Annotated in this window: 22 protein-coding genes and 4 tRNA genes; 16 read left to right on the forward strand and 10 right to left on the reverse strand. The window is 32.3% G+C overall.

All coding sequences use genetic code 11. The features are described from left to right. Nucleotides 1-8 precede the first annotated feature (8 nt). The 3 genes from LL966_RS18770 to tgt form a co-directional block, all read right to left on the reverse strand. On the reverse strand, nucleotides 9-899 hold the full coding sequence (locus tag LL966_RS18770; protein WP_229355346.1) for a DMT family transporter: 891 nt from the start codon (nucleotides 897-899) through the stop codon (nucleotides 9-11). Next, nucleotides 886-1,974, reverse strand: a complete 1,089-nt coding sequence (locus LL966_RS18775) for an LptF/LptG family permease (RefSeq protein WP_229355347.1) — start codon at nucleotides 1,972-1,974, stop codon at nucleotides 886-888. The genes LL966_RS18770 and LL966_RS18775 overlap by 14 nt, the downstream gene beginning before the upstream one ends. A 65-nt stretch (nucleotides 1,975-2,039) precedes the next feature. Then, nucleotides 2,040-3,170 carry a tRNA guanosine(34) transglycosylase Tgt gene (gene tgt, locus LL966_RS18780; RefSeq protein ID WP_179006428.1) on the reverse strand — a complete coding sequence of 377 codons (1,131 nt, stop codon included), beginning with the start codon at nucleotides 3,168-3,170 and terminating at the stop codon, nucleotides 2,040-2,042. A 234-nt stretch (nucleotides 3,171-3,404) separates the two neighbouring features. Between tgt and LL966_RS18785 the strand changes: the two genes are divergently transcribed. The 3 genes from LL966_RS18785 (at nucleotide 3,405) to LL966_RS18795 (ending at nucleotide 5,829) form a co-directional block, all read left to right on the forward strand. Then, the gene (locus LL966_RS18785) at nucleotides 3,405-3,710 is read left to right on the forward strand and encodes a hypothetical protein (RefSeq protein ID WP_229355349.1); all 306 of its coding nucleotides are present in this window, start codon (nucleotides 3,405-3,407) and stop codon (nucleotides 3,708-3,710) included. A 228-nt stretch (nucleotides 3,711-3,938) separates the two neighbouring features. Continuing rightward, entirely contained in the window at nucleotides 3,939-4,790 is an 852-nt protein-coding gene (locus tag LL966_RS18790; protein ID WP_229355351.1) for a transketolase, read from the forward strand. An 85-nt stretch (nucleotides 4,791-4,875) separates the two neighbouring features. Further along, nucleotides 4,876-5,829 carry a transketolase family protein gene (locus LL966_RS18795; RefSeq protein ID WP_229355353.1) on the forward strand — a complete coding sequence of 318 codons (954 nt, stop codon included), beginning with the start codon at nucleotides 4,876-4,878 and terminating at the stop codon, nucleotides 5,827-5,829. Between the two features lie 146 nt (nucleotides 5,830-5,975). On the opposite strand, the gene LL966_RS18800 is transcribed toward LL966_RS18795, so the two are convergent. Continuing rightward, on the reverse strand, nucleotides 5,976-7,178 hold the full coding sequence (locus LL966_RS18800) for an FKBP-type peptidyl-prolyl cis-trans isomerase (RefSeq protein WP_229355354.1): 1,203 nt from the start codon (nucleotides 7,176-7,178) through the stop codon (nucleotides 5,976-5,978). An 80-nt stretch (nucleotides 7,179-7,258) separates the two neighbouring features. Here LL966_RS18800 and LL966_RS18805 point away from each other — a divergent pair, with 80 nt between their 5' ends. Both LL966_RS18805 and LL966_RS18810 read left to right on the forward strand, forming a co-directional pair. Then, nucleotides 7,259-7,648: an RNA-binding S4 domain-containing protein gene (locus LL966_RS18805; RefSeq protein WP_229355356.1), complete on the forward strand. Its 390-nt coding sequence runs from the start codon at nucleotides 7,259-7,261 to the stop codon at nucleotides 7,646-7,648. 149 nt (nucleotides 7,649-7,797) lie between these two features. Next, nucleotides 7,798-8,298 (forward strand): phosphoribosyltransferase domain-containing protein, encoded by a 501-nt coding sequence (locus LL966_RS18810; protein WP_229355358.1) that lies wholly within the window; start codon nucleotides 7,798-7,800, stop codon nucleotides 8,296-8,298. Here the strand turns inward: LL966_RS18810 and LL966_RS18815 are convergent. After that, complete coding sequence (locus tag LL966_RS18815; protein WP_229355360.1) at nucleotides 8,290-8,808, reverse strand: shikimate kinase; 519 nt, start codon at nucleotides 8,806-8,808, stop codon at nucleotides 8,290-8,292. The two genes, LL966_RS18810 and LL966_RS18815, sit on opposite strands and share 9 nt — an antisense overlap. A gap of 126 nt (nucleotides 8,809-8,934) precedes the next feature. Here LL966_RS18815 and LL966_RS18820 point away from each other — a divergent pair. The 3 genes from LL966_RS18820 (at nucleotide 8,935) to LL966_RS18830 (ending at nucleotide 9,245) form a co-directional block, all read left to right on the forward strand. Continuing rightward, nucleotides 8,935-9,007 (forward strand) — tRNA-Lys (locus tag LL966_RS18820). Between the two features lie 40 nt (nucleotides 9,008-9,047). Next, nucleotides 9,048-9,120, forward strand: a tRNA-Lys gene (locus LL966_RS18825). Nucleotides 9,121-9,162: 42 nt separating this feature from the next. Continuing rightward, nucleotides 9,163-9,245, forward strand: a tRNA-Leu gene (locus LL966_RS18830). Nucleotides 9,246-9,475: 230 nt separating this feature from the next. Here LL966_RS18830 and LL966_RS18835 read toward each other — a convergent pair. The 3 genes from LL966_RS18835 to LL966_RS18845 all read right to left on the reverse strand — a co-directional run bounded on the left by LL966_RS18835 (nucleotide 9,476) and on the right by LL966_RS18845 (nucleotide 11,478). Next, a complete protein-coding gene (locus tag LL966_RS18835; protein WP_229355363.1) occupies nucleotides 9,476-10,216 on the reverse strand; it encodes a DUF2695 domain-containing protein in 741 nt (246 codons plus the stop codon). 207 nt (nucleotides 10,217-10,423) lie between these two features. Next, nucleotides 10,424-10,879: a DMP19 family protein gene (locus LL966_RS18840; protein WP_229355365.1), complete on the reverse strand. Its 456-nt coding sequence runs from the start codon at nucleotides 10,877-10,879 to the stop codon at nucleotides 10,424-10,426. A 140-nt stretch (nucleotides 10,880-11,019) separates the two neighbouring features. Further along, nucleotides 11,020-11,478, reverse strand: a complete 459-nt coding sequence (locus LL966_RS18845) for a DMP19 family protein (RefSeq protein WP_229355367.1) — start codon at nucleotides 11,476-11,478, stop codon at nucleotides 11,020-11,022. 460 nt (nucleotides 11,479-11,938) lie between these two features. Between LL966_RS18845 and LL966_RS18850 the strand changes: the two genes are divergently transcribed. Together LL966_RS18850 and LL966_RS18855 are read left to right on the forward strand one after the other, a co-directional pair. Then, on the forward strand, nucleotides 11,939-12,814 hold the full coding sequence (locus LL966_RS18850) for a hypothetical protein (protein ID WP_229355369.1): 876 nt from the start codon (nucleotides 11,939-11,941) through the stop codon (nucleotides 12,812-12,814). 157 nt (nucleotides 12,815-12,971) lie between these two features. Then, nucleotides 12,972-13,044, forward strand: a tRNA-Lys gene (locus LL966_RS18855). A 19-nt stretch (nucleotides 13,045-13,063) separates the two neighbouring features. Here LL966_RS18855 and LL966_RS18860 read toward each other — a convergent pair. Both LL966_RS18860 and LL966_RS18865 read right to left on the reverse strand, forming a co-directional pair. After that, entirely contained in the window at nucleotides 13,064-13,723 is a 660-nt protein-coding gene (locus LL966_RS18860; protein ID WP_229355371.1) for a hypothetical protein, read from the reverse strand. Nucleotides 13,724-13,728: 5 nt separating this feature from the next. Continuing rightward, the gene (locus LL966_RS18865; RefSeq protein ID WP_229355373.1) at nucleotides 13,729-14,247 is read right to left on the reverse strand and encodes a nuclear transport factor 2 family protein; all 519 of its coding nucleotides are present in this window, start codon (nucleotides 14,245-14,247) and stop codon (nucleotides 13,729-13,731) included. A 163-nt stretch (nucleotides 14,248-14,410) separates the two neighbouring features. Here LL966_RS18865 and LL966_RS18870 point away from each other — a divergent pair, with 163 nt between their 5' ends. The 6 genes from LL966_RS18870 to LL966_RS18895 all read left to right on the forward strand — a co-directional run bounded on the left by LL966_RS18870 (nucleotide 14,411) and on the right by LL966_RS18895 (nucleotide 19,523). Continuing rightward, complete coding sequence (locus LL966_RS18870) at nucleotides 14,411-14,911, forward strand: tetratricopeptide repeat protein (RefSeq protein WP_229355376.1); 501 nt, start codon at nucleotides 14,411-14,413, stop codon at nucleotides 14,909-14,911. Between the two features lie 212 nt (nucleotides 14,912-15,123). Then, nucleotides 15,124-16,023: a MerR family transcriptional regulator gene (locus LL966_RS18875; protein ID WP_229355378.1), complete on the forward strand. Its 900-nt coding sequence runs from the start codon at nucleotides 15,124-15,126 to the stop codon at nucleotides 16,021-16,023. A 39-nt stretch (nucleotides 16,024-16,062) separates the two neighbouring features. Next, nucleotides 16,063-17,529, forward strand: coding sequence for a phytoene desaturase family protein (locus LL966_RS18880; protein ID WP_229355380.1), 1,467 nt, complete (start codon nucleotides 16,063-16,065; stop codon nucleotides 17,527-17,529). Nucleotides 17,530-17,532: 3 nt separating this feature from the next. After that, complete coding sequence (locus LL966_RS18885; RefSeq protein ID WP_229355382.1) at nucleotides 17,533-18,372, forward strand: phytoene/squalene synthase family protein; 840 nt, start codon at nucleotides 17,533-17,535, stop codon at nucleotides 18,370-18,372. 204 nt (nucleotides 18,373-18,576) lie between these two features. Continuing rightward, nucleotides 18,577-19,017 carry a sterol desaturase family protein gene (locus LL966_RS18890; RefSeq protein WP_229355384.1) on the forward strand — a complete coding sequence of 147 codons (441 nt, stop codon included), beginning with the start codon at nucleotides 18,577-18,579 and terminating at the stop codon, nucleotides 19,015-19,017. Nucleotides 19,018-19,055: 38 nt separating this feature from the next. Beyond that, complete coding sequence (locus tag LL966_RS18895; RefSeq protein WP_229355386.1) at nucleotides 19,056-19,523, forward strand: SRPBCC family protein; 468 nt, start codon at nucleotides 19,056-19,058, stop codon at nucleotides 19,521-19,523. Nucleotides 19,524-19,645 lie beyond the last annotated feature (122 nt).

Here is a 19,645-nt window from a genome sequence, read left to right on the forward strand (position 1 = left end):
GGAAACTATTACAAGTTTTCTTTCTTATTCTGATAATGTTTAAAAACACCATTTAGAATAACTGTGATAATAATTATGACTGCTCCTATATAAAATTCAACACTCATTTTCTCTTTTCCGCCTAAGATAAAATACGCCAAAACGATTCCGTAAACTGGCTCTAAATTAGTGGTTAACATCACTGTATATGGAGTCAATCGCTGCATTACCTTTACCGAAGCGGTAAACGCGTATGCGGTACAAACTGAGGCTAAAATCAATAATAAAATCCAGTTGTTTAATGACATTTGGAAGAATTCTGGAGTAAATTTTCCTTGAAATAAAAAATAAACAGAAATAAATGCCACACCAGCACCAAACTCGTAAAATGTAATCACAGAAGGCTCATGATCTGAAATCAATTTTCCATTCATTAGCGTAAACAAAACTCCTAGAATTATCGCTGCCAAAGCATAATATACACCTGTCAGGTATTTAATTTCGACTTGTAGAATCAGGCCTAAACCGGCAATAATGACCAATCCGAAAAAGACTTCATACCATAATACTTTACGTCCGTAGAATAAAGGTTCTAATAACGAGGCAAAAAAAGCGCCTAAAGAAAATATGGAAAGTGTAATAGAAACGTTGGAGACATGAATTGCTTTGAAAAAGAAAATCCAATGCAAAGCAATTAGCAAACCAACAAAAATCAATTTAAAAAGTTCTTTTATAGGAACCTGAAAAGATTGTTTTTTATAAATAATGAATCCGCCCAGAAAAATTAAAGCAAGAAGCATTCTAAACCAAACCAGATTATCGGCGTCAATAGTAATTAAAGCGCCTAAAATGGCTGTGAAACCCCAGATAAAAACAATTAAATGAAGATTTAAATAACTTTTTAAATTATCGTTTCGCATTACGTAATAAGTAAACTGCTAAAATTCCGAAAACAATATTCGGAAACCAAACAGCTAATAAAGGTGAAAAGGTAGATTTTTCGGCAAGTGTACCAAATATTTTATCGAAAAACACGAATGAGAAAGCAATTGCAATACCAATTGCCAAGTTCGTTCCCATTCCGCCACGGCGTTTCATAGAAGAAACGGCAACAGCAATTATGGTTAAAATAAATGCAGAAACCGGTACACTGTATTTTTTGTAAAGAACAACCAAATATGTGTTTATATTTCCCGAACCTCTTTTTCTTTCTTTTTCAATAAAATCAATTAATTTGCCTAAAGTCAAAGTTTCGGCTATGTAGACTACTGGAGTCAAATCGGCAAGCTCAAATTTAAAGGCAACGTTTTTTTCAGGAACTTTTTCAATTACATCATTTAATTCACCAAGAGTTCTCTTTGTGTAATCGTATAAAACGTAGACTTTTTTCTTAGGATCCCATTTAATGCGGCTTGCAGTAATTTTATACGTTAATTTTTCTTTCTCAAAATGTTCTAATGAAAAATTAAAAGCCGTTTTTGATTCCTCATTAAAACTATTTACAAAAATAAAATCATTATCATTAATTTGCCTGTAAACATTGGTATTCTCACCGCGCATGAGCTCCTTTCCGTTTCCTTTCAAATAAGTATATCGAAAATTATTATATCCTTCACTAGCAGCAGGAACGATAAAAAATCCCATTAATAGCACAAAAACAGAAACAATTGTCGCTCCAATTATATAAGGGCGTAAGAATCGAGTATACGAAATTCCAGAACTTAATACTGCAATAATTTCAGTATTATTAGCCAATTTTGAAGTAAACCAAATTACCGATAAAAACAAAAATATCGGAAAAAGCGAATTGATAAAATAGATTGTAAAATTATAATAATAGAACGCAATATCTCCAAACGGAATCTTGTTTTCCAGCATTTTATTCACTTTTTCAGAAACATCAATTACGATTCCGATTGGTGCAAACAAAAGCAACATCACAGAAAAAGTTCCGAGATATCTTTTTAAGATGTATTTATCTATTATTGACAACATAAAGTTTAACCGTTTATTTTGTTTAATCGTTTAACCGAATAAACGATTAAACAATTAAACCTATTTTATAGTCTTTGACTCATATTTTTAACCATCATTTCTTTCCATGGTCTAAAATCTCCGGCTAAGATATGTTTTCTAGCTTCACGAACCAACCACATGTAAAAACCAAGATTATGTATCGTAGCAATTTGTTTTCCTAAATATTCGTTAGCAGCAAATAAATGACGCAAATACGCTTTAGAATACTCGGTATCTACAAAAGTATGTGCCATTTCATCTATCGGAGAAAAATCAGCTTCCCACTTTTTATTTTTGATATTGATTGTTCCGTTTGCTGTAAACAACATTCCGTTTCTCGCGTTACGCGTTGGCATAACACAGTCAAACATATCAATTCCTAACGCGATATTTTCTAAAATATTAATAGGAGTTCCAACACCCATTAAATAACGAGGTTTATCTTCTGGAAGAATTTCGCAAACAACCTCTGTCATTGCATACATTTCTTCAGCTGGTTCACCAACAGAAAGTCCTCCGATTGCATTTCCTTGCTGACCTGAGTTGGCAATATATTCAGCCGACTGACGACGAAGATCTTTATAAGTACTTCCTTGAACAATCGGGAAAAACGTTTGCTCATAACCGTATTTATAAGGAACTTTTTCTAAATGATTGATACAACGATCCAACCAACGATGCGTCATATGCATTGAACGCTGCGCATATCTGTAATCACAAGGATAAGGCGTACATTCATCAAAAGCCATAATAATATCGGCTCCAATGGTACGCTGAATTTCCATTACATTTTCTGGAGTAAAAAAATGATAAGAACCATCAATATGCGATTTGAACTTTACTCCTTCTTCTTTAATTTTTCTGTTTGAAGAAAGGGAATAAACTTGGTATCCACCAGAATCAGTCAAAATATTACGATCCCAATTCATAAATTTATGCAATCCTCCCGCTTTTTCAAGAATTTCCGTTTGCGGACGTAAATACAAATGATAGGTATTTCCAAGAATAATATCTGGATTAATCTCTTCTTTCAATTCACGCTGATGCACACCTTTTACAGAAGCAACAGTTCCAACGGGCATAAAAATAGGAGTCTCTATAACTCCGTGATCTGTAGTAATACTACCCGCTCTAGCTTTAGACTGCGGATCTTTTTGTAATAAATCAAACTTCATCTGTTTCTTTTTTCAGTCGGCAAAGATAGTTTAATTTCAGGGAAATTTTATTAATTAGAAAATTTGTGAATGAGAAAATTAGCTAATATTTTCTTAATTTAAAATTCTTCGATTTCCAATTAAATGTAAAAACTACAATATCAAACCAACAAAATGTAACATTGCAAAATTCTGTAATTCGTAATTTTAGATAAATAAAAACAATACATTCTCACAACTAAAAGTATAGAAATCATGATAAACGCTGACGAAAAATTAGACCAAATTAAAGATGATCAAATCGAAAGAAATATAGAAAAAATGGATTATCCAGCTAACGAAGATATTTATAACCAAGAAGATAAATTAGAAGATATTGATCCCGAAGGTATTTCTGGCGAAAGAATCATCAATGAAGACAATAATCACGAATGGAAACAAAACAGTGATAAAATCGGAAACGATCTTGATGTCCCAGGTTCTGAACTAGATGACGAACAAGAAGATATCGGATCTGAAGACGAAGAAAATAATTTCTATAGCGAAAGCGATACGAAATAAATCAGTGTTACTTCTACAAATAAAATACAAGTCCTTCTTATCGAAGGACTTTTTTATTTTTAAACTAAATCGCTTTTATTCAAAAAAGGCTCATTTAAAATTATTTTTCTCATTTCAGCAAAAAAACAGTAAAAAATTTAACAATTGAAGCAAACTAAAGCAAAAAATGATTTGTCTTCCCGCAAAATAACCTTTACTTTTGCTTCAGTTTAAACTTTTACATATAAAATGAAGCCTAACACACAACAATTAAGCGATTTAACGATCCAAGTAAGAAGAGATATTCTTAGAATGGTACATGCTGTAAACTCTGGACACCCAGGTGGTTCATTAGGTTGTACTGAATTTTTGGTAACACTATATCAAAATATTATGGACCGTAAAGAAGGTTTTGATATGGACGGAATTGGAGAAGATTTATTCTTCCTTTCAAACGGACACATCTCACCTGTATTCTATAGCGTTTTAGCAAGAAGCGGTTATTTTCCAGTTTCAGAATTGGCTACTTTTAGATTATTAAACTCTCGTTTACAAGGACATCCAACAACTCACGAAGGTTTACCTGGAGTTCGTATTGCCTCTGGTTCATTAGGACAAGGTTTATCTGTAGCTCTTGGAGCAGCGCAAGCTAAAAAATTAAACGGAGACAATCACTTAATCTACACATTACACGGAGACGGAGAATTGCAAGAAGGTCAAAACTGGGAAGCAATTATGTACGCATCTGCTAAAAAAGTAGACAATATTATTTCAACAATTGACCTTAACGGAAAACAAATTGATGGTACAACTGACGAAGTTTTACCAATGGGAAGTATTCGTGCTAAATTTGAAGCTTTTGGCTGGGATGTTATCGATATAGAAAAAGGAAACGATATTGACGCAATTCTTGCAGGTTTAAATGATGCTAAATCTAGAACAGGTAAAGGTAAGCCAGTTTGCGTTTTATTACATACTGAAATGGGTAACGGAGTAGACTTTATGATGCACACACATGCTTGGCATGGTAAAGCTCCAAACAACGATCAGTTGGCAGCTGCTTTAGCACAAAACGTTTCTCCAGATCAAATCGACTATTAAAAAAGCATTAAGTTTCAGTAATCAGTTTCCAGTTTAAAAAACTCAGAAACTCAGCACCTTAAACTTAGCATCTCAAAAGAAAACAATGAAAAAATACGAAAATACAGGAAGTAAAGATACCCGTTCAGGTTTTGGAGCGGGAATGACTGAATTAGGTCAGAAAAATGAAAATGTTGTAGCATTATGTGCTGATTTAATTGGATCATTAAAATTTGATGAATTCAAAAAAAATCACCCAGAGCGTTTTTTCCAAATCGGAATTGCAGAAGCTAACATGATCGGAATTGCCGCAGGTTTAACAATCGGAGGAAAAATTCCTTTTACAGGAACTTTCGCTAACTTCTCTACAGGAAGAGTTTACGACCAAATTCGTCAATCTGTTGCTTATTCAGATAAAAACGTAAAAATTTGTGCTTCTCACGCTGGTTTAACTTTAGGAGAAGATGGAGCAACTCACCAAATTTTAGAAGATATTGGTTTAATGAAAATGCTTCCAGGAATGACTGTAATTAATACTTGCGATTACAATCAAACTAAAGCTGCAACTTTGGCATTAGCAGATCATCACGGTCCTGCTTATTTACGTTTTGGACGTCCAGTTGTACCTAACTTCACTCCTGCAGACGAGCCATTCGTAATCGGAAAAGCAATCTTATTAAACGAAGGAACAGATGTAACAATCGTTGCAACTGGTCACTTAGTTTGGGAAGCTTTAATCGCTGCTGAAGCTTTAGAAGCAAAAGGAATTTCTGCAGAAGTAATCAACATCCATACAATTAAACCTCTAGATGAAGAAGCTATTCTAAAATCGGTAGCTAAAACCAGATGTGTAGTTACTGCAGAAGAGCACAACTATCTTGGAGGTCTTGGAGAAAGCATTTCAGGAGTATTAGCATTAAACAATCCAACTCCACAAGAATTTGTAGCAGTACAAGATAGCTTTGGTGAATCTGGAACTCCTGAGCAATTAATGGAAAAATACAAATTAAACAATCAAGCAATTGTTGAAGCTGTAGAAAGAGTAATCAAAAGAAAATAATTTTTACATTTTCCTACTTATAAAAAAACCTCGAAAAGCAATTTTCGAGGTTTTTTATTTGGATTAAAATCAATCCAACAAAAATTCAAGACATAAAAAAAACCTCGAAGTTTTAATTCGAGGTTTTCTTTATAAAATATCTGAAATTATTTCTTTTGATATGGATAAGTGTTATCCAAATAAATTCTTTTTCTGCCTGGTGTTGTATAGTCTTCAGGAACAAATGAACGAGGATTCGTAATTGATTCTTCAAGTTTATCATTCTTAAGTGGACCTGTTGGCCTTCTAGGAACACCCCAAATTTCAGTTTCGTCATAATTTGGAGTAGCAGGATTATCTCCAATTGGGTCGTACGGATAATATTTACTTAAACCTGAAAAAGCGGCATCTGCTGGCTTTGTAACTTCGTAACGCGTTAAGAAACCATCATTATCATCATCATGATCTAAGAAATCCGGAATACCATCTCCATCGCTGTCATCTGGATTTGTTGGCGCATTAGGATACAAAGTGGTATTTCTAAAATCACGAACATAACCATCTCCATTGATATCTTCTTGGTAATCATAAATACCATCTGGATTTTCTAATAATTGACCATTAGAATAACCATTATTTTCATGATCCATTCTTTTGAAGTCGTACAATTTAATACTAAAAATTAAAGGCGAATATGCCGGAATTGTACTTGCAGATGGCGGTGAAGAATAATACCCTAAACCTGAAGGAATAAACAACACTCCAGCACCAAAATCTTTATAGCTTGCCGTACCATCAGCATTGTATGTTGTTGTTCCGGTTTTAAATTGAGGAAAAATTTCACTCCAACCCATAATTGTGCCATATAAATCTAAACTTCCTTTAGGAAACACCACTTGTTCAAAAAACGTAGTAGTTAAATGAGACGGCTCTGTATCTGTTTTTTCAACACGTTTTAAATACTGCCCATAATATGAAGTTACAACTCCATCTGTATTCATTGGCGAAGTACCAACACCTTCTCTTATAACCAAATAGTACATTTTATATAAGATTCCATGATAATCAACATTTCTAACCAATAACTTAGGAAATGAAGCGTTGTTTAAATAAGACATTATAGGAGTTTGTGTCGCAGGATCGGTAATTTTAGTAAAAGTAACATCCTGATCGGTTTGCCCTCCTGGATTCTGAGTTACTGTTATATAATTAGTGTTTAAATATTCTTCAATATCTGCATTATCTGTATTAAATTGTTCTTGGTAATCCCTTAAAGGAACTACTACTGCTTCGTCATCATCCTTTTTATTACAAGAAACGATGGCAATACCAGCAAGTAATAAAACAAAATAATATTTAAATTTATTCATTATTATCTTTTTTTTTAGGTGCGCAAGATACAATATTGATTTATTTTTGTAAAGAATTTAACTTCTATTTTAGAAAAATTATGAGAATCGATAAATACTTATGGTGCGTTCGATATTACAAGACCAGAAACATGGTTACAGAAGCTTGTAAAAAGAATCACATCACTGTAAATGGGCAGGTTGCAAAACCGTCAAAAGAAGTTTTTCCTACAGACAGAATTACTTTTAGAAAAGATCAGATTACACAAATAATTACAGTTTTGGATATTCCGGAAAGTCGCGTTGGCGCAAAACTTGTAGACATCTATCGCAAAAACGAAACTCCGCCGGAAGCGTATGCTCATTTAGAATTATTAAAGCTATCTAAAGAACATTACCGTAAAAGTGGAACTGGTCGCCCAACGAAGAAAGACAGAAGAGATATTGACGAATACGGAAATGAAATTTTTGATGAAGATGATGAAAATTAAATTTCAACATTTAAATTTCAAATTCCATCAATCAAAACCCTAAAATTCGAATTCACAATTTAAAAATTGAAAATTTCATCATTAAAATTGAAATTTGGTTTTTATATATTGGAATTTAAATTAATTATATTAGCAAAAAAAAATCCACCATGAGCAGTAATATTATCTTAACACATCAGGAAATCGAACATAAAATAAAACGTATCGCTTACCAAATTTACGAGACTTTTGTAGACGAAGATGAAGTTGTTATTGCCGGAATTGCTACTAACGGCTTTGTTTTTGCCGAAAAAATTGCTTCGGCACTTAGCAGCATCTCAACTTTAAAAGTTTCAATCTGCGAAGTAACTGTAAACAAACAGAATCCACAAGACGCTATACAAACCTCATTGACTACCGATGAATATAAAAACAAAGGACTTGTTCTGGTAGACGATGTTTTAAACTCAGGAACTACTTTAATATATGCTGTGCGTCATTTTTTAGATGTTCCGCTTAAAAAATTCAAAACAGCGGTACTGGTTGACCGAAACCATAAAAAATACCCTGTAAAAGCAGATTTTAAAGGAATCTCTCTTTCGACATCATTATTAGAACACGTACAAGTTGTTTTTAATTCTGAAAATGGCGATTACGCTTCTTTAAGCTAAAATTTCTAAAATATCCTGAACCGTTTCTTCGACAGACCTATCGTCTACTACAACTTTATGCTGTGCCTGATTATAGTAATAACTTCTGTCGAATAAATGTTTCGCAATAAACTCCTTCATTTCCTCCTCATTCATATGAGCAATTAAAGGACGTTTGCTTTTATTATAAACCAGTCTATTATACAAAGTATCAATTGATGCCTTTAAATATACAGAAGCAACATTATCTCCTTTTAGTAATTCATGATTATTAGCATAACATGGCGTTCCTCCACCTAACCCAATAATTATGTTTTCTGGAGAGTTTAGTAATTCTACAAACATTTCGTGTTCTAATTTTCTAAAATACACCTCTCCATGTTGAGAAAAAATCTCGTTTATAGATAAATTTGCTCTTTTTTCGATGCATTCATCCAAATCTAAAAACGGAATTTTGGTAATTTTTGACAAATTTTGGGCGATTGTAGACTTTCCGCAACCCATATAACCTAACAAGACAATTTTTCTCATATTAATAAAACCTTACAAACTAAGCAATTGGAGATTTTTCCAAAAAAAAGACAAATTTATGATAAAATTGCTTGGAAACTTCAAAAAAAACTCCTTATATTTGCACCCGCATTCAAGAAATTAAATGACTCGATAGCTCAGTCGGTAGAGCACATCACTTTTAATGATGGGGTCCTGGGTTCGAGCCCCAGTCGGGTCACAAATTTTGTGATTAACAAATTAAATTTCTTGAACGCAATGACTCGATAGCTCAGTCGGTAGAGCACATCACTTTTAATGATGGGGTCCTGGGTTCGAGCCCCAGTCGGGTCACAAAAAGGTCGAGTAATTTATTACTTGACCTTTTTTATTTTAGGCCATGTGGAGAAACGGTAGACTCGCCATCTTGAGGGGGTGGTGCTCGCAAGGGCGTGAGGGTTCAAATCCCTCCATGGTCACATAAAAAAAGAAAAGCCTGAGAATATAGATTCTCAGGCTTTTTTTATGGTTCGAAAATTTTTAAGATTTTCTTCTAGTTTTGAAAACACCTATGTTTAAAGGAGATTTTGGTTCGAACCCCATCATGGATCTATTACGTTTTACGATTCTATTTCAGGTTATAAAGTTAAGGTTTAGTTTCCAGCCTATTATCCAAATCCGTTGCAGTAGCTGTTAGCGGTAGTTATTTTCATTCAGTCTTTATGTGACTTATCAATTTTTCAAGTTCTTTTATGTCACCCTTGTGTCTGCTCAATTCAGTAGTCATTTTTAAGAACCATTTTTCAGTAGATTTTCTAATGCACCAAATTTTCACCGGTGTCCAGTCTTTTGTTTTTACTAAAATAGCAAAATAGTTTTCAAATTCCATTCGTTCAACTGTTAGGTGGTCAAGATTGTAACTTAATTCCGTTTCTCTTATCCATAGGTCTGTCCAAAATTTATCATTGTCCAATTGAGTAATAGGAAAATCACAAGCTAAACCTGCAACGCAACTATCGCTTTTACCAATCTGAAAATTATAAATTTTGCTGTTTCCTAAAATTGTCTCTGTCAAAGTCCAAGGTGATGGAATTTTGTCGATAGAAAAACCAAAATCAGTTTTCAAACCATTTAGTTTTTGCTTCTTAATTTGGTTTGTTGGATAAGTTTTTTTTATCGGCAGATTTAGATAGTCAAATAAATCTTCCACGTTTGCTAAAACTTCACAGTCGCAACCACCTCCGTTGTCCTCCAACCAGTCAATTACATCAATTGCATTCACAACAACATTTTTGTCTAAAAACTTCTTTGTCAATATAGTTGTGTGGTCACAACCATATTGGCTTAATTCAACATCTAAAAAGTCAAACAGTTGAGAGAATATGTTTTCGTCAATTGGTAATCTTTTTTTAAACTCGACTAATTCTTTTTCAGCAAGTTGATTCTGCATTTCTTTGTGTTTCGCTTTGTCCATTGTTGGTTCTGTATAATTACCGCTAGCGTTCTGGCGCTAGGCTAGGTTGGGGAATAAAGAAGCGAGATTTTTCGGTTAAACACAAATTTTCCAAATACAAAACCATCTTTAAATTTAACCTAAAACCCCAATCTCGCCAAACGGCTGTTAGCTGTAGTGGCTTTTGTGCGTTCAGTTCTGTATTCACTTTATTATTTCGTCTAGATGCGCTTTAACATAGTTAATCCTTAATTCACCGTAATGATTCAATTCATAAAACCTGTCATCGAGAGTATCAAAATGAGGATTTCGGTTATGTGCATAAAGCCCTTTGTCTCTTAAATAAATTTCTTTTGATCTAATCGCAAGTTCAAGAAATTCGGTTGCCCCAAATTCACGTAATCCATCAATTGCGTCGTCAATATATTCATCTTCGTTATTCAAGTAAAATTGGTCAAAACCGCCATTGAAAACTTCATTATCAAGAATATTAGTCGATACAACTCGCTTTTGCATTTGATTAAGAGCCTTTTCGTCAAATTTGATTGTGAACAAATAGTCAGCTACTTCAAAGTCAAAATCGTCGCCAGATAGAGTTTTAAGTTTTTCCTTCAGGTGTAATAAATTAATCTTCATATGTTGGTTTTTCTGCGATGCCATTACAGCTAACGTTCTGGTACTACAGCGGGTTTAGTACTAAATTAATCCCTATTTTCGGATTTGCCAAATCATCCCAAATACAAAACCATCTTTCCATTAAGCCAAATGCCCAAATCCGTTGTAGTGGCTGTTATGCAACGTTATTCTTCTGTTAGATTTCCGTCTTTATATTTGTAAAACTGGGTGTCAAGTTTGTTTAGTTTGGCGCTTATTTTGTCGTCATATAATTCTTCAACTTCTCTTCTTCTTAGCTTTTCTATAAAATCATTTTCAGATATATGATTCGGATTGATTAGGTTAATTGCACTTTCAAGAAGTTTAGCAGTTTCAACTTTTCCGTTTTTCTTTAACGCTTTTAAAGTTTCATAACAATTTTGACCTGAATTTATAAAGTATTGATTAAAGCCTCCATTATTAACTTCCATTTCTAATTCTTCAATGTTTGCTTTTGGATTTAGTTTTTCAACTTCTGTTCCTTTTAGTTGATTTTTTACATTTTCATAAGTGTCAACTTTTCCGCTTTCAGAAGAATTCTTTTGTGCGCAACTTGAGAAAGTCAATAGTAACATTAAAAATTGAATTTTAATCAAATGTTTCATAAAAGCAGTTTTTTATAATGTTGCCACTAACTAGTATATACTACTGACAACATCAGACTTATCATCCCAAAATTGGTAGATATGTCTGACAAGGGTCAGGGTTAATTTATTATCAAATATATAATAATAAACTTATAAATAATCAAGAGAACTTTTAATTCGTTGAATGCTTTTTAGTACTACCATGGATATAAAATTCAGTGGACTTGGTTCTTTATTGAATCAACGTAAACATGTCTAACAAAAAGTAATTTTAACTTCAAATCACAAAATTAGGCATCATTTAAATTTTTTATATCCTCTAATAAATGGTTCGAATTCTGTACCGTCAAGGTCACATCATTAAGTCTTTTAAAAGAAAAACGCCTTTACAATAGGGCGTTTTTTTTATTAATTTAGTTTCCCAGATTTCTACTCTATTCCCACATCGGTAATTACTCTAAAAACTAAGCTTAATAATATGAACAAAGCGATAAAACGAATAATTTCAATCTTAATATTTGCTATTATTCCTTTGAAACTTTTTGCAAGTCCGCAAATGCCTGACTTTATAATTTATAAAAAAGACACTATTGCAACTTACAACCTTATACTCGAAAAATATCTCCAAAAGATAGACAGCGCAAATACCAACACCTTATTCGGATTAAGTTTTCGAAATAATTCTTCTTTTAATTGCTGGAGAGGTTATCAAGCCATTTATAAAATAGAAAAGGATAGTTTATTTATTGTAGACATAATTAATTGCGGTGAATTAATTAATAAAAAAATTGATAAGACCCAATCTTTAGAAAAACTCAAATCCATCTTTGGTGAAAAATTAAGAAATAACAAAGTCTATATTGATTGGTTTGATGGCATTTTAAATTTTCCACAAACAAATGACATATTGAGATGGGATGGTGTTTTTTATAAAATATTTGAAAAAGAAAAACTTATTACCATTTCAAACGGAATTATTTTAAAAACCGAAGATGTCAGCAATTATATTGATGACCCAAAAAAATTAGACAGAAGAGACAAGATAAAGCTTTCTGATATTTTATTTGAAAAACTTAAAAAAGAAAAATGGAATAATAAAAATGGTTTTGACTGTGGAAGTAAATATTTTGTAACAATTGATCAAAATGGAACTATTTCAAAAGTACGAATGGCCTACACAGATAAAGAACTTGAAGAATTTTTTGAAAAAGATGAAATAAACTTTTGCACAAACAAAATACGCAATGCTTTAAAATCTTTAAAATTTGACATCATAAAAGACAAAGGAAAACCAATATCGGAGGATATATTTATCGAAATTTTAATAAAAGACAACGGTATTATTGAAAATTGAACTCATTAAAAAACGTATTTCAAAAAAAACACAAACTTTATCACGCTGTAAAATAGACGCTTATAATTTTTATTGAAATTTATTATAAAATCATTTCAAAAAAGGGCTTACAAGCTAAATAAAGTCCTTATATTTGCACCCTCATTGAAGAAATGAAGACTCGATAGCTCAGTTGGTAGAGCACATCACTTTTAATGATGGGGTCCTGGGTTCGAGCCCCAGTCGGGTCACAAAAGGTCAAGTATTAATTTACTTGACCTTTTTTATTTTTTCATGATCGTTGTTTGATAACGAATTTTTCGTTTCTGCAAATTTCATTATTCTGTTTCGGCAATACGCTTCAATTTCGAAAGCATACGGAATACTTCCGATATTTATCTTCGTATTAGAAAACACCTTTTTACCATTACGAGTAATGTAGACACCAGTTTTTAGTTTAAAAATCAAGTTGCCATCTTGTTCATCTCCAAAGGCCTCAATATCCTCTGTAAAATCTTCCCATAGAAAAGATGTCACTTTTTTCCAACTGTAACGGATCATTCTGCTTTCTGTTCCAATATAATATCCACCTGATTTAAATAAACCGAAAAAACCCAACAGTCCAGTCACTATTCCTGGCAATAAAAAAACACAAAACATGATAAACAAATTTTTCAATGGAGACAAATCATCAGGACAAACTTCTGTCTGAATCCCGTCTATAGAAATTGTACTACATTCTCCGCTAAATAACTCCCAGACAAAACCTGAAAATATCAAACAAATAACCAAAATCCAAAAAACACCAAAACCAATAACCGACAAACAATTTCTAATGGGTTGCTCCTTTTTCGCTTTTACAAGAAACACTATTTTTTCATTTCCAATTGCATCTTTCAACACATCTGGAACGGTAATATTTTCAATCATATCTTTTAACTCTTATGATCAAAACTTAAAACTTCTTTTAAAATCCAATCATTGTTCAGCAAAAGATATACATGTGTAAATTTCGCTTCACTGGTAAAAATATCTTCTTTATTGGCTTCTCTTAAATAAAAATCATGAATTCCAGTCTGAACAACACCATAAAGTTTGCCGTTATTATAGAGTGGATAAACCTCTAAACTCTCTGATTTTACTTTTCGAATTGGCTTTTGAGAACCGCCTGAACAAATATTTCTTTTCACATTTTCTAAAAAAGTTTTCTTATCCTGAATACCTCCTTGATCATGATAAAAAACCAAATCTGAATGAATTGCTTTTTGTAGAAAAGCAATATCACAATCATTAAAACTTTTAGCAAAAAAAATGCTATCGTGTTTTTTCATAGTCAAAAACAATTCAGAATCTTTTGACACTTGCGCCAATAGACCAACCGGAATAGCAAGTAAAAATAATAAGAGTAGTTTTTTCATTTCAATTTCTATTAGTGATTGGTTTTCAATTATCACAAATCCTTTTTAAAAGTAACATAATTATATATTCCATTTACAAAAACAGCATTCCTCTTTTTTTCAATTTACTAACTTTAATTTTATCGAGAAGATACTCCTACAAAACAAAACTTTCTTAAATTCGTCTGGAAATAATTAATCACTAATCCCAAATTAGTTTATGAAAAACCTACTATTATTGTCATTTCTAATGATGACATGCTCAATCTGGGCACAATCTGCCACTGCTTATTTTGATAAAGCCATGAAAAAAGCGGAAGCAGGAAACACCAAAGGCGCCATCGCTGATTACACCAAAGCGATCAATATGAACACCAAATTTGCGGAAGCCTATTACAATAGAGGTGTGGCAAAATTCAAATTAAACGATTTAAAAGGTGCGCAAACCGATTTTAGCAAAACTATCGAGTTAGACAGCATGAATGCAGATGCCTTTACAGGAAGAGCTAATGTCAATTACAAATTACAAAATTTTCAAGGTGCAATTGAAGACTGCACTTCTTCTTTAGGCCTAAATCCGAAAGATTATATTGCTTACAATTTAAGAGGTCTTGCTTACAACAACATAGGAGACAAAAAGAATTCTTGTAAAGATTTTTCTAAAGCAATAGAACTAGGCAGTCAAAGTGCTATTAAAAATAAAGCAACTTTCTGTAAATAATTTCATTAAAGATAAACAGTCTGTACAGTTTTTTTTAACTTACAGATTGTTTATTTTTTACCAAAGTAATAATTTTCTTAAAAAAAAGTATACTTATATTATCTTAAAAATATATTTTAAGTACTAAAACCGCCGAATCTCTATCTTTTTAATTTAGTTTTAAGGTGACATCTAAGATTTTGTTTTACATTTGTTGACCTTAATTGCGAAAAATGATAAACAATATTAAAACTGTTTTCAGTATTAAAGACCTAGAGAACTTATCTGGAATTAAAGCACATACCATTCGTATCTGGGAAAAGAGATATAATGTTCTTGAGCCAATGCGTACTGACACCAATATCAGATTTTACAATCTACAGAATCTACAGAAGCTGCTAAATATTACGTTATTACACGAATATGGTTACAAGATTTCTAAAATAGCAACTTATCCAGAAGAAAAAATACCGCAACTAGTACGTGAAATAATTTCAAAGAAAAATTCGCAAAACTATGCCATTACCTCTTTTAAAATGGCAATGATGAATTTTGACCAAGAACTTTTCTTCAACACTTTTGACTGGCTTATTTCAGAAAAGACTTTTAAAGAAGTTTTCAAAGAGCATTTCTTGCCTCTTTTAAAAGAACTTGGTTTATTGTGGCAGTCAGAAACAATCACGCCGGCAAATGAACATTTTATGAGTCATTTGATCAAGCAGAAAATATTGATTTACACTGAAGCTCTTCAAATTAGAAAGCCTACCAAAACAGATCGAATTTTTGTATTATCGCTTCCGTTAAATGAAATTCATCAAATTGGATTATTGTACCTGCAATACGAAATTCTAGATAAAGGATACAAAACTATTTATTTGGGAGAAAGTATGCCAATTGAGAATTTACAAGACTTGACCAAACAATTTGAGAACATAACATTCGTTTCCTTCATGACAATTCAGCCTGATAGAAGCGTAATCAATCAATATGTAAAATCGATGGGGCAGAAATTATTGCAAAAGAACAATGAAATCTGGCTTATGGGTCAAATGGTTGAACATATCGATCAAAAAGGTTTAAACGAGAGAATTCGAATTTTTGATTCTATGGAAGAAACTATTAACATGATCTAATTTTATTTTGTTTAAGTTTTTTCTATATTTGTTAAACAAATGAGAAAAACTATCCAAATAATAGGTTCTGGCTTCTCTTCATTGGCAGCCGCATGTTACCTTGCCAAACAAGGAAACGATGTTACTATTTACGAAAAAAACCAAACTATAGGAGGCCGCGCCCGACAATTTAAAAAAGACGGTTTTACTTTTGACATGGGTCCGAGCTGGTATTGGATGCCAGATGTTTTTGAACGTTTTTTTCAGGATTTTAATAAAAAACCTTCCGATTATTATGAGCTTATAAAATTAAATCCTGCTTATAGAGTATATTTTGGGATCAATGATTTTATTAGCATTTATGATAATTTAGAAGAAATAAAATACACCTTTGAGACCATAGAAAAAGGAAGCAGTCAAAAACTTCAAAATTTTATTGATCAAGCCAAAAGCAATTATGATATCGCGATTAAAGATCTAGTATATCGTCCTGGAATTTCTCCTCTCGAATTAATTACAAAGGAAACAGCATTAAAACTCAATCAATTTTTTAATAATGTAAGTTCCGATATCAGAAAGAATTTTAAAAACGAACGCCTGATTCAAATTTTAGAATTCCCTGTTTTATTTCTAGGAGCAAAACCAACCAAAACTCCTTCATTTTATAATTTCATGAATTACGCCGATTTTGGTTTAGGAACCTGGCATCCGAAAACTGGAATGTTTGATGTAGTTCGAGGAATCGAGAAATTAGCTTTGGAGCTTGGCGTAACGATTAAAACCAATTCATTAATTGAAAAAATAATAGTTGAAAACAAAACCGCAAAAGGTATTGTAGTTAATGGCGAAACTATCGAAGCAGATATTGTTTTAAGCGGCGCCGATTATCAGCATTCTGAAACTTTGCTTGAAAAAGAGCATCGTATGTATGCTGAAAAATATTGGGAAAGCAGAATTTTTGCCCCTTCTTCTCTCCTATTTTTTGTTGGTTTTGATAAAAAAATAGAAAACATCTCGCATCACGCTTTATTCTTTGACGTCGATTTTAATCAGCATGCAGCTGATATTTACGATAATCCTAAATGGCCTGATGCTCCATTATTTTATGCCAATTTCCCTTCTAAAACTGATAAAACTGCAGCTCCAGACGGAATGGAATCAGGCTTTTTCTTAATTCCGCTTGCCCCTGGAATTGAAGATAATGAAACCATAAGAGAAGACTATTTTGAAAAGATAATCACTCGTTTTGAAGAACTTACGCAACAAAAAATAAAAAATAATATTATCTTTAAGAGAACATTCTGTAAAAATGATTTTGTAACAGATTATAATGCCTACAAAGGAAATGCTTACGGAATGGCGAATACATTATTGCAAACGGCTTTTTTAAGACCAAAATTAAAAAGCAAAAAAGTCAAGAATCTGTTTTTTACAGGACAGTTAACTGTTCCTGGCCCAGGTGTTCCTCCAGCTTTAATTTCAGGAAAACTAGCAGCTGAATTAATTCAAAAATCATTAAGATCTTAAAAAATGAAATCATTATTCGACGCCGTTTCTTTCAAATGCAGCAAATTAGTAACTAAAAGTTACAGTACATCTTTTTCGCTTGCTGTAAAAATGCTTTCACCAAGCATTCGCGATGCCATTTACAGCATTTACGGATTTGTTCGTTTTGCTGACGAAATCGTAGATTCATTTCATGAATATGAAAAAGAATATCTCATCGATGATTTCGAAAAAGAGTATTATAAAGCGATGGAATTAGGTATTAGCTTAAATCCGATTCTAAATTCGTTCCAACACACTGTAAAAGAATATAATATAACTGATGATCTAATTCAAGCATTTTTAAAAAGCATGAAAATGGATCTGATAAAATCCAATTATCAAACACAAACAGAATACATTGACTACATCTATGGTTCTGCTGATGTTGTTGGATTAATGTGCCTTAAAGTTTTTGTTTCAGGAAAAGAACACAAATACGAACAATTGAAAAACGAAGCCATGCGTTTGGGTTCTGCTTTCCAGAAGGTCAATTTCTTAAGAGATTTAAAAGACGATAATCTGATTTTAAACCGAACTTATTTTCCGGGAATCAATTTGAATAATTTCAGTGAAGATTCTAAAACACAAATTATTAAAGAAATTGAAGAAGATTTCAGAATTGCGTATCAAGGAATTGTAAAACTCCCGATGGAAGCTAAATTCGGCGTTTACACGGCTTATGTTTATTATAGAAAATTACTCAAAAAATTGAAAAACACTCCGTATTATGAAATTGGAAATTCAAGAATCCGCGTTTCTAATTACACCAAAGCCGGACTTTTAGCACAATCTTTTGTGACTTACAAGTTAAAGCTTGTATAAAATCAACATATAGTTTGTCATTTCGACCGAAGGGAGAAATCACACTAGTTAATCACCAAAAATTGGTTATTCACATTGTGGAGTTCCGTGTGCAATTTCTCCCTTCGGTCGAAATGACAAAAATGTTTTGAGTCAATCTTTTATAATCTAAAGCTAAACTTAAATACAATTAAATAATACTTTTAATAATTCAATCTTTTAAGAATGATTTCTTTTTTAATATTTCTAGGCGTTTTTCTATTCATGGAGTGTGTTACGTGGCTTACGCACAAATATGTTATGCACGGATTTATGTGGTATTTTCACGCCGATCACCATCAGCCGAAATATGAAAATACGTTTGAACGTAATGATATTTTCTTTGTCATTTTTGCGATTCCGAGTATTGTCTTATTTTATTTTGGCGTTCAAGGCGGATTCAATTATTTATTTTTCGTTGCCTGTGGCATCACTCTTTATGGTGTTTGCTATTTCTTGATTCACGATGTTCTAATTCATCAGCGTTTTAAATGGTTTAAAAACACTAAAAATAAATACCTCATCGGACTTCGAAAAGCACACAAAATCCATCATAAACATTTACAAAAAGAAAAAGGAGAATGCTTCGGAATGCTGTTCGTTCCTTTTAAATATTATAAGATGTAAAACTCTTTAGTTTTTCTTCTAAAAAAGACTTTAAGAACATGAAATTATACAAGATAGTAACTGTACAAAATATAAATGCAAGTGTAGAAGATTGCTGGGATTTTTTCTCAAGTCCAAAAAATCTGCAGACTATTACGCTCGATAATATGAATTTTGAAATTCAGGATTACGATAACAAACGCATGTATCAGGGACAGATTATTACCTACACTTTAAAACCGCTTCTCGGAATAAAAGTTTCATGGGTTACCGAAATTACAGCTTGCCAAGAAAATGAGTATTTTGTAGACATTCAACAATTTGGCCCTTATAAATTATGGCATCACAAACACTTTTTTGAGCGTACTGAAGATGGCGGAACTAAAATGACAGACATTGTTCATTATGCGCTTCCATTCGGAATCTTAGGCCGAATCATGAACAGCTTGGTCGTAAAAAACAAACTCAAAAGCATTTTCGATTACCGATACAACAAAATCGAGGAATTATTTAATTCTAAAAAATAAGCCACAGATTTCAGAGATTAACACAGATTAAAATAAAAATTTAAACATATAGAAACATAGATTTTAAGTCCACAAAAAGGCGTTTCACTTGCATAAATACATCCCGAAGCTTCGGGACTATG

This window comes from Flavobacterium chungbukense (assembly GCF_020805785.1).
Taxonomy (GTDB): Bacteria; Bacteroidota; Bacteroidia; order Flavobacteriales; family Flavobacteriaceae; genus Flavobacterium; species Flavobacterium chungbukense.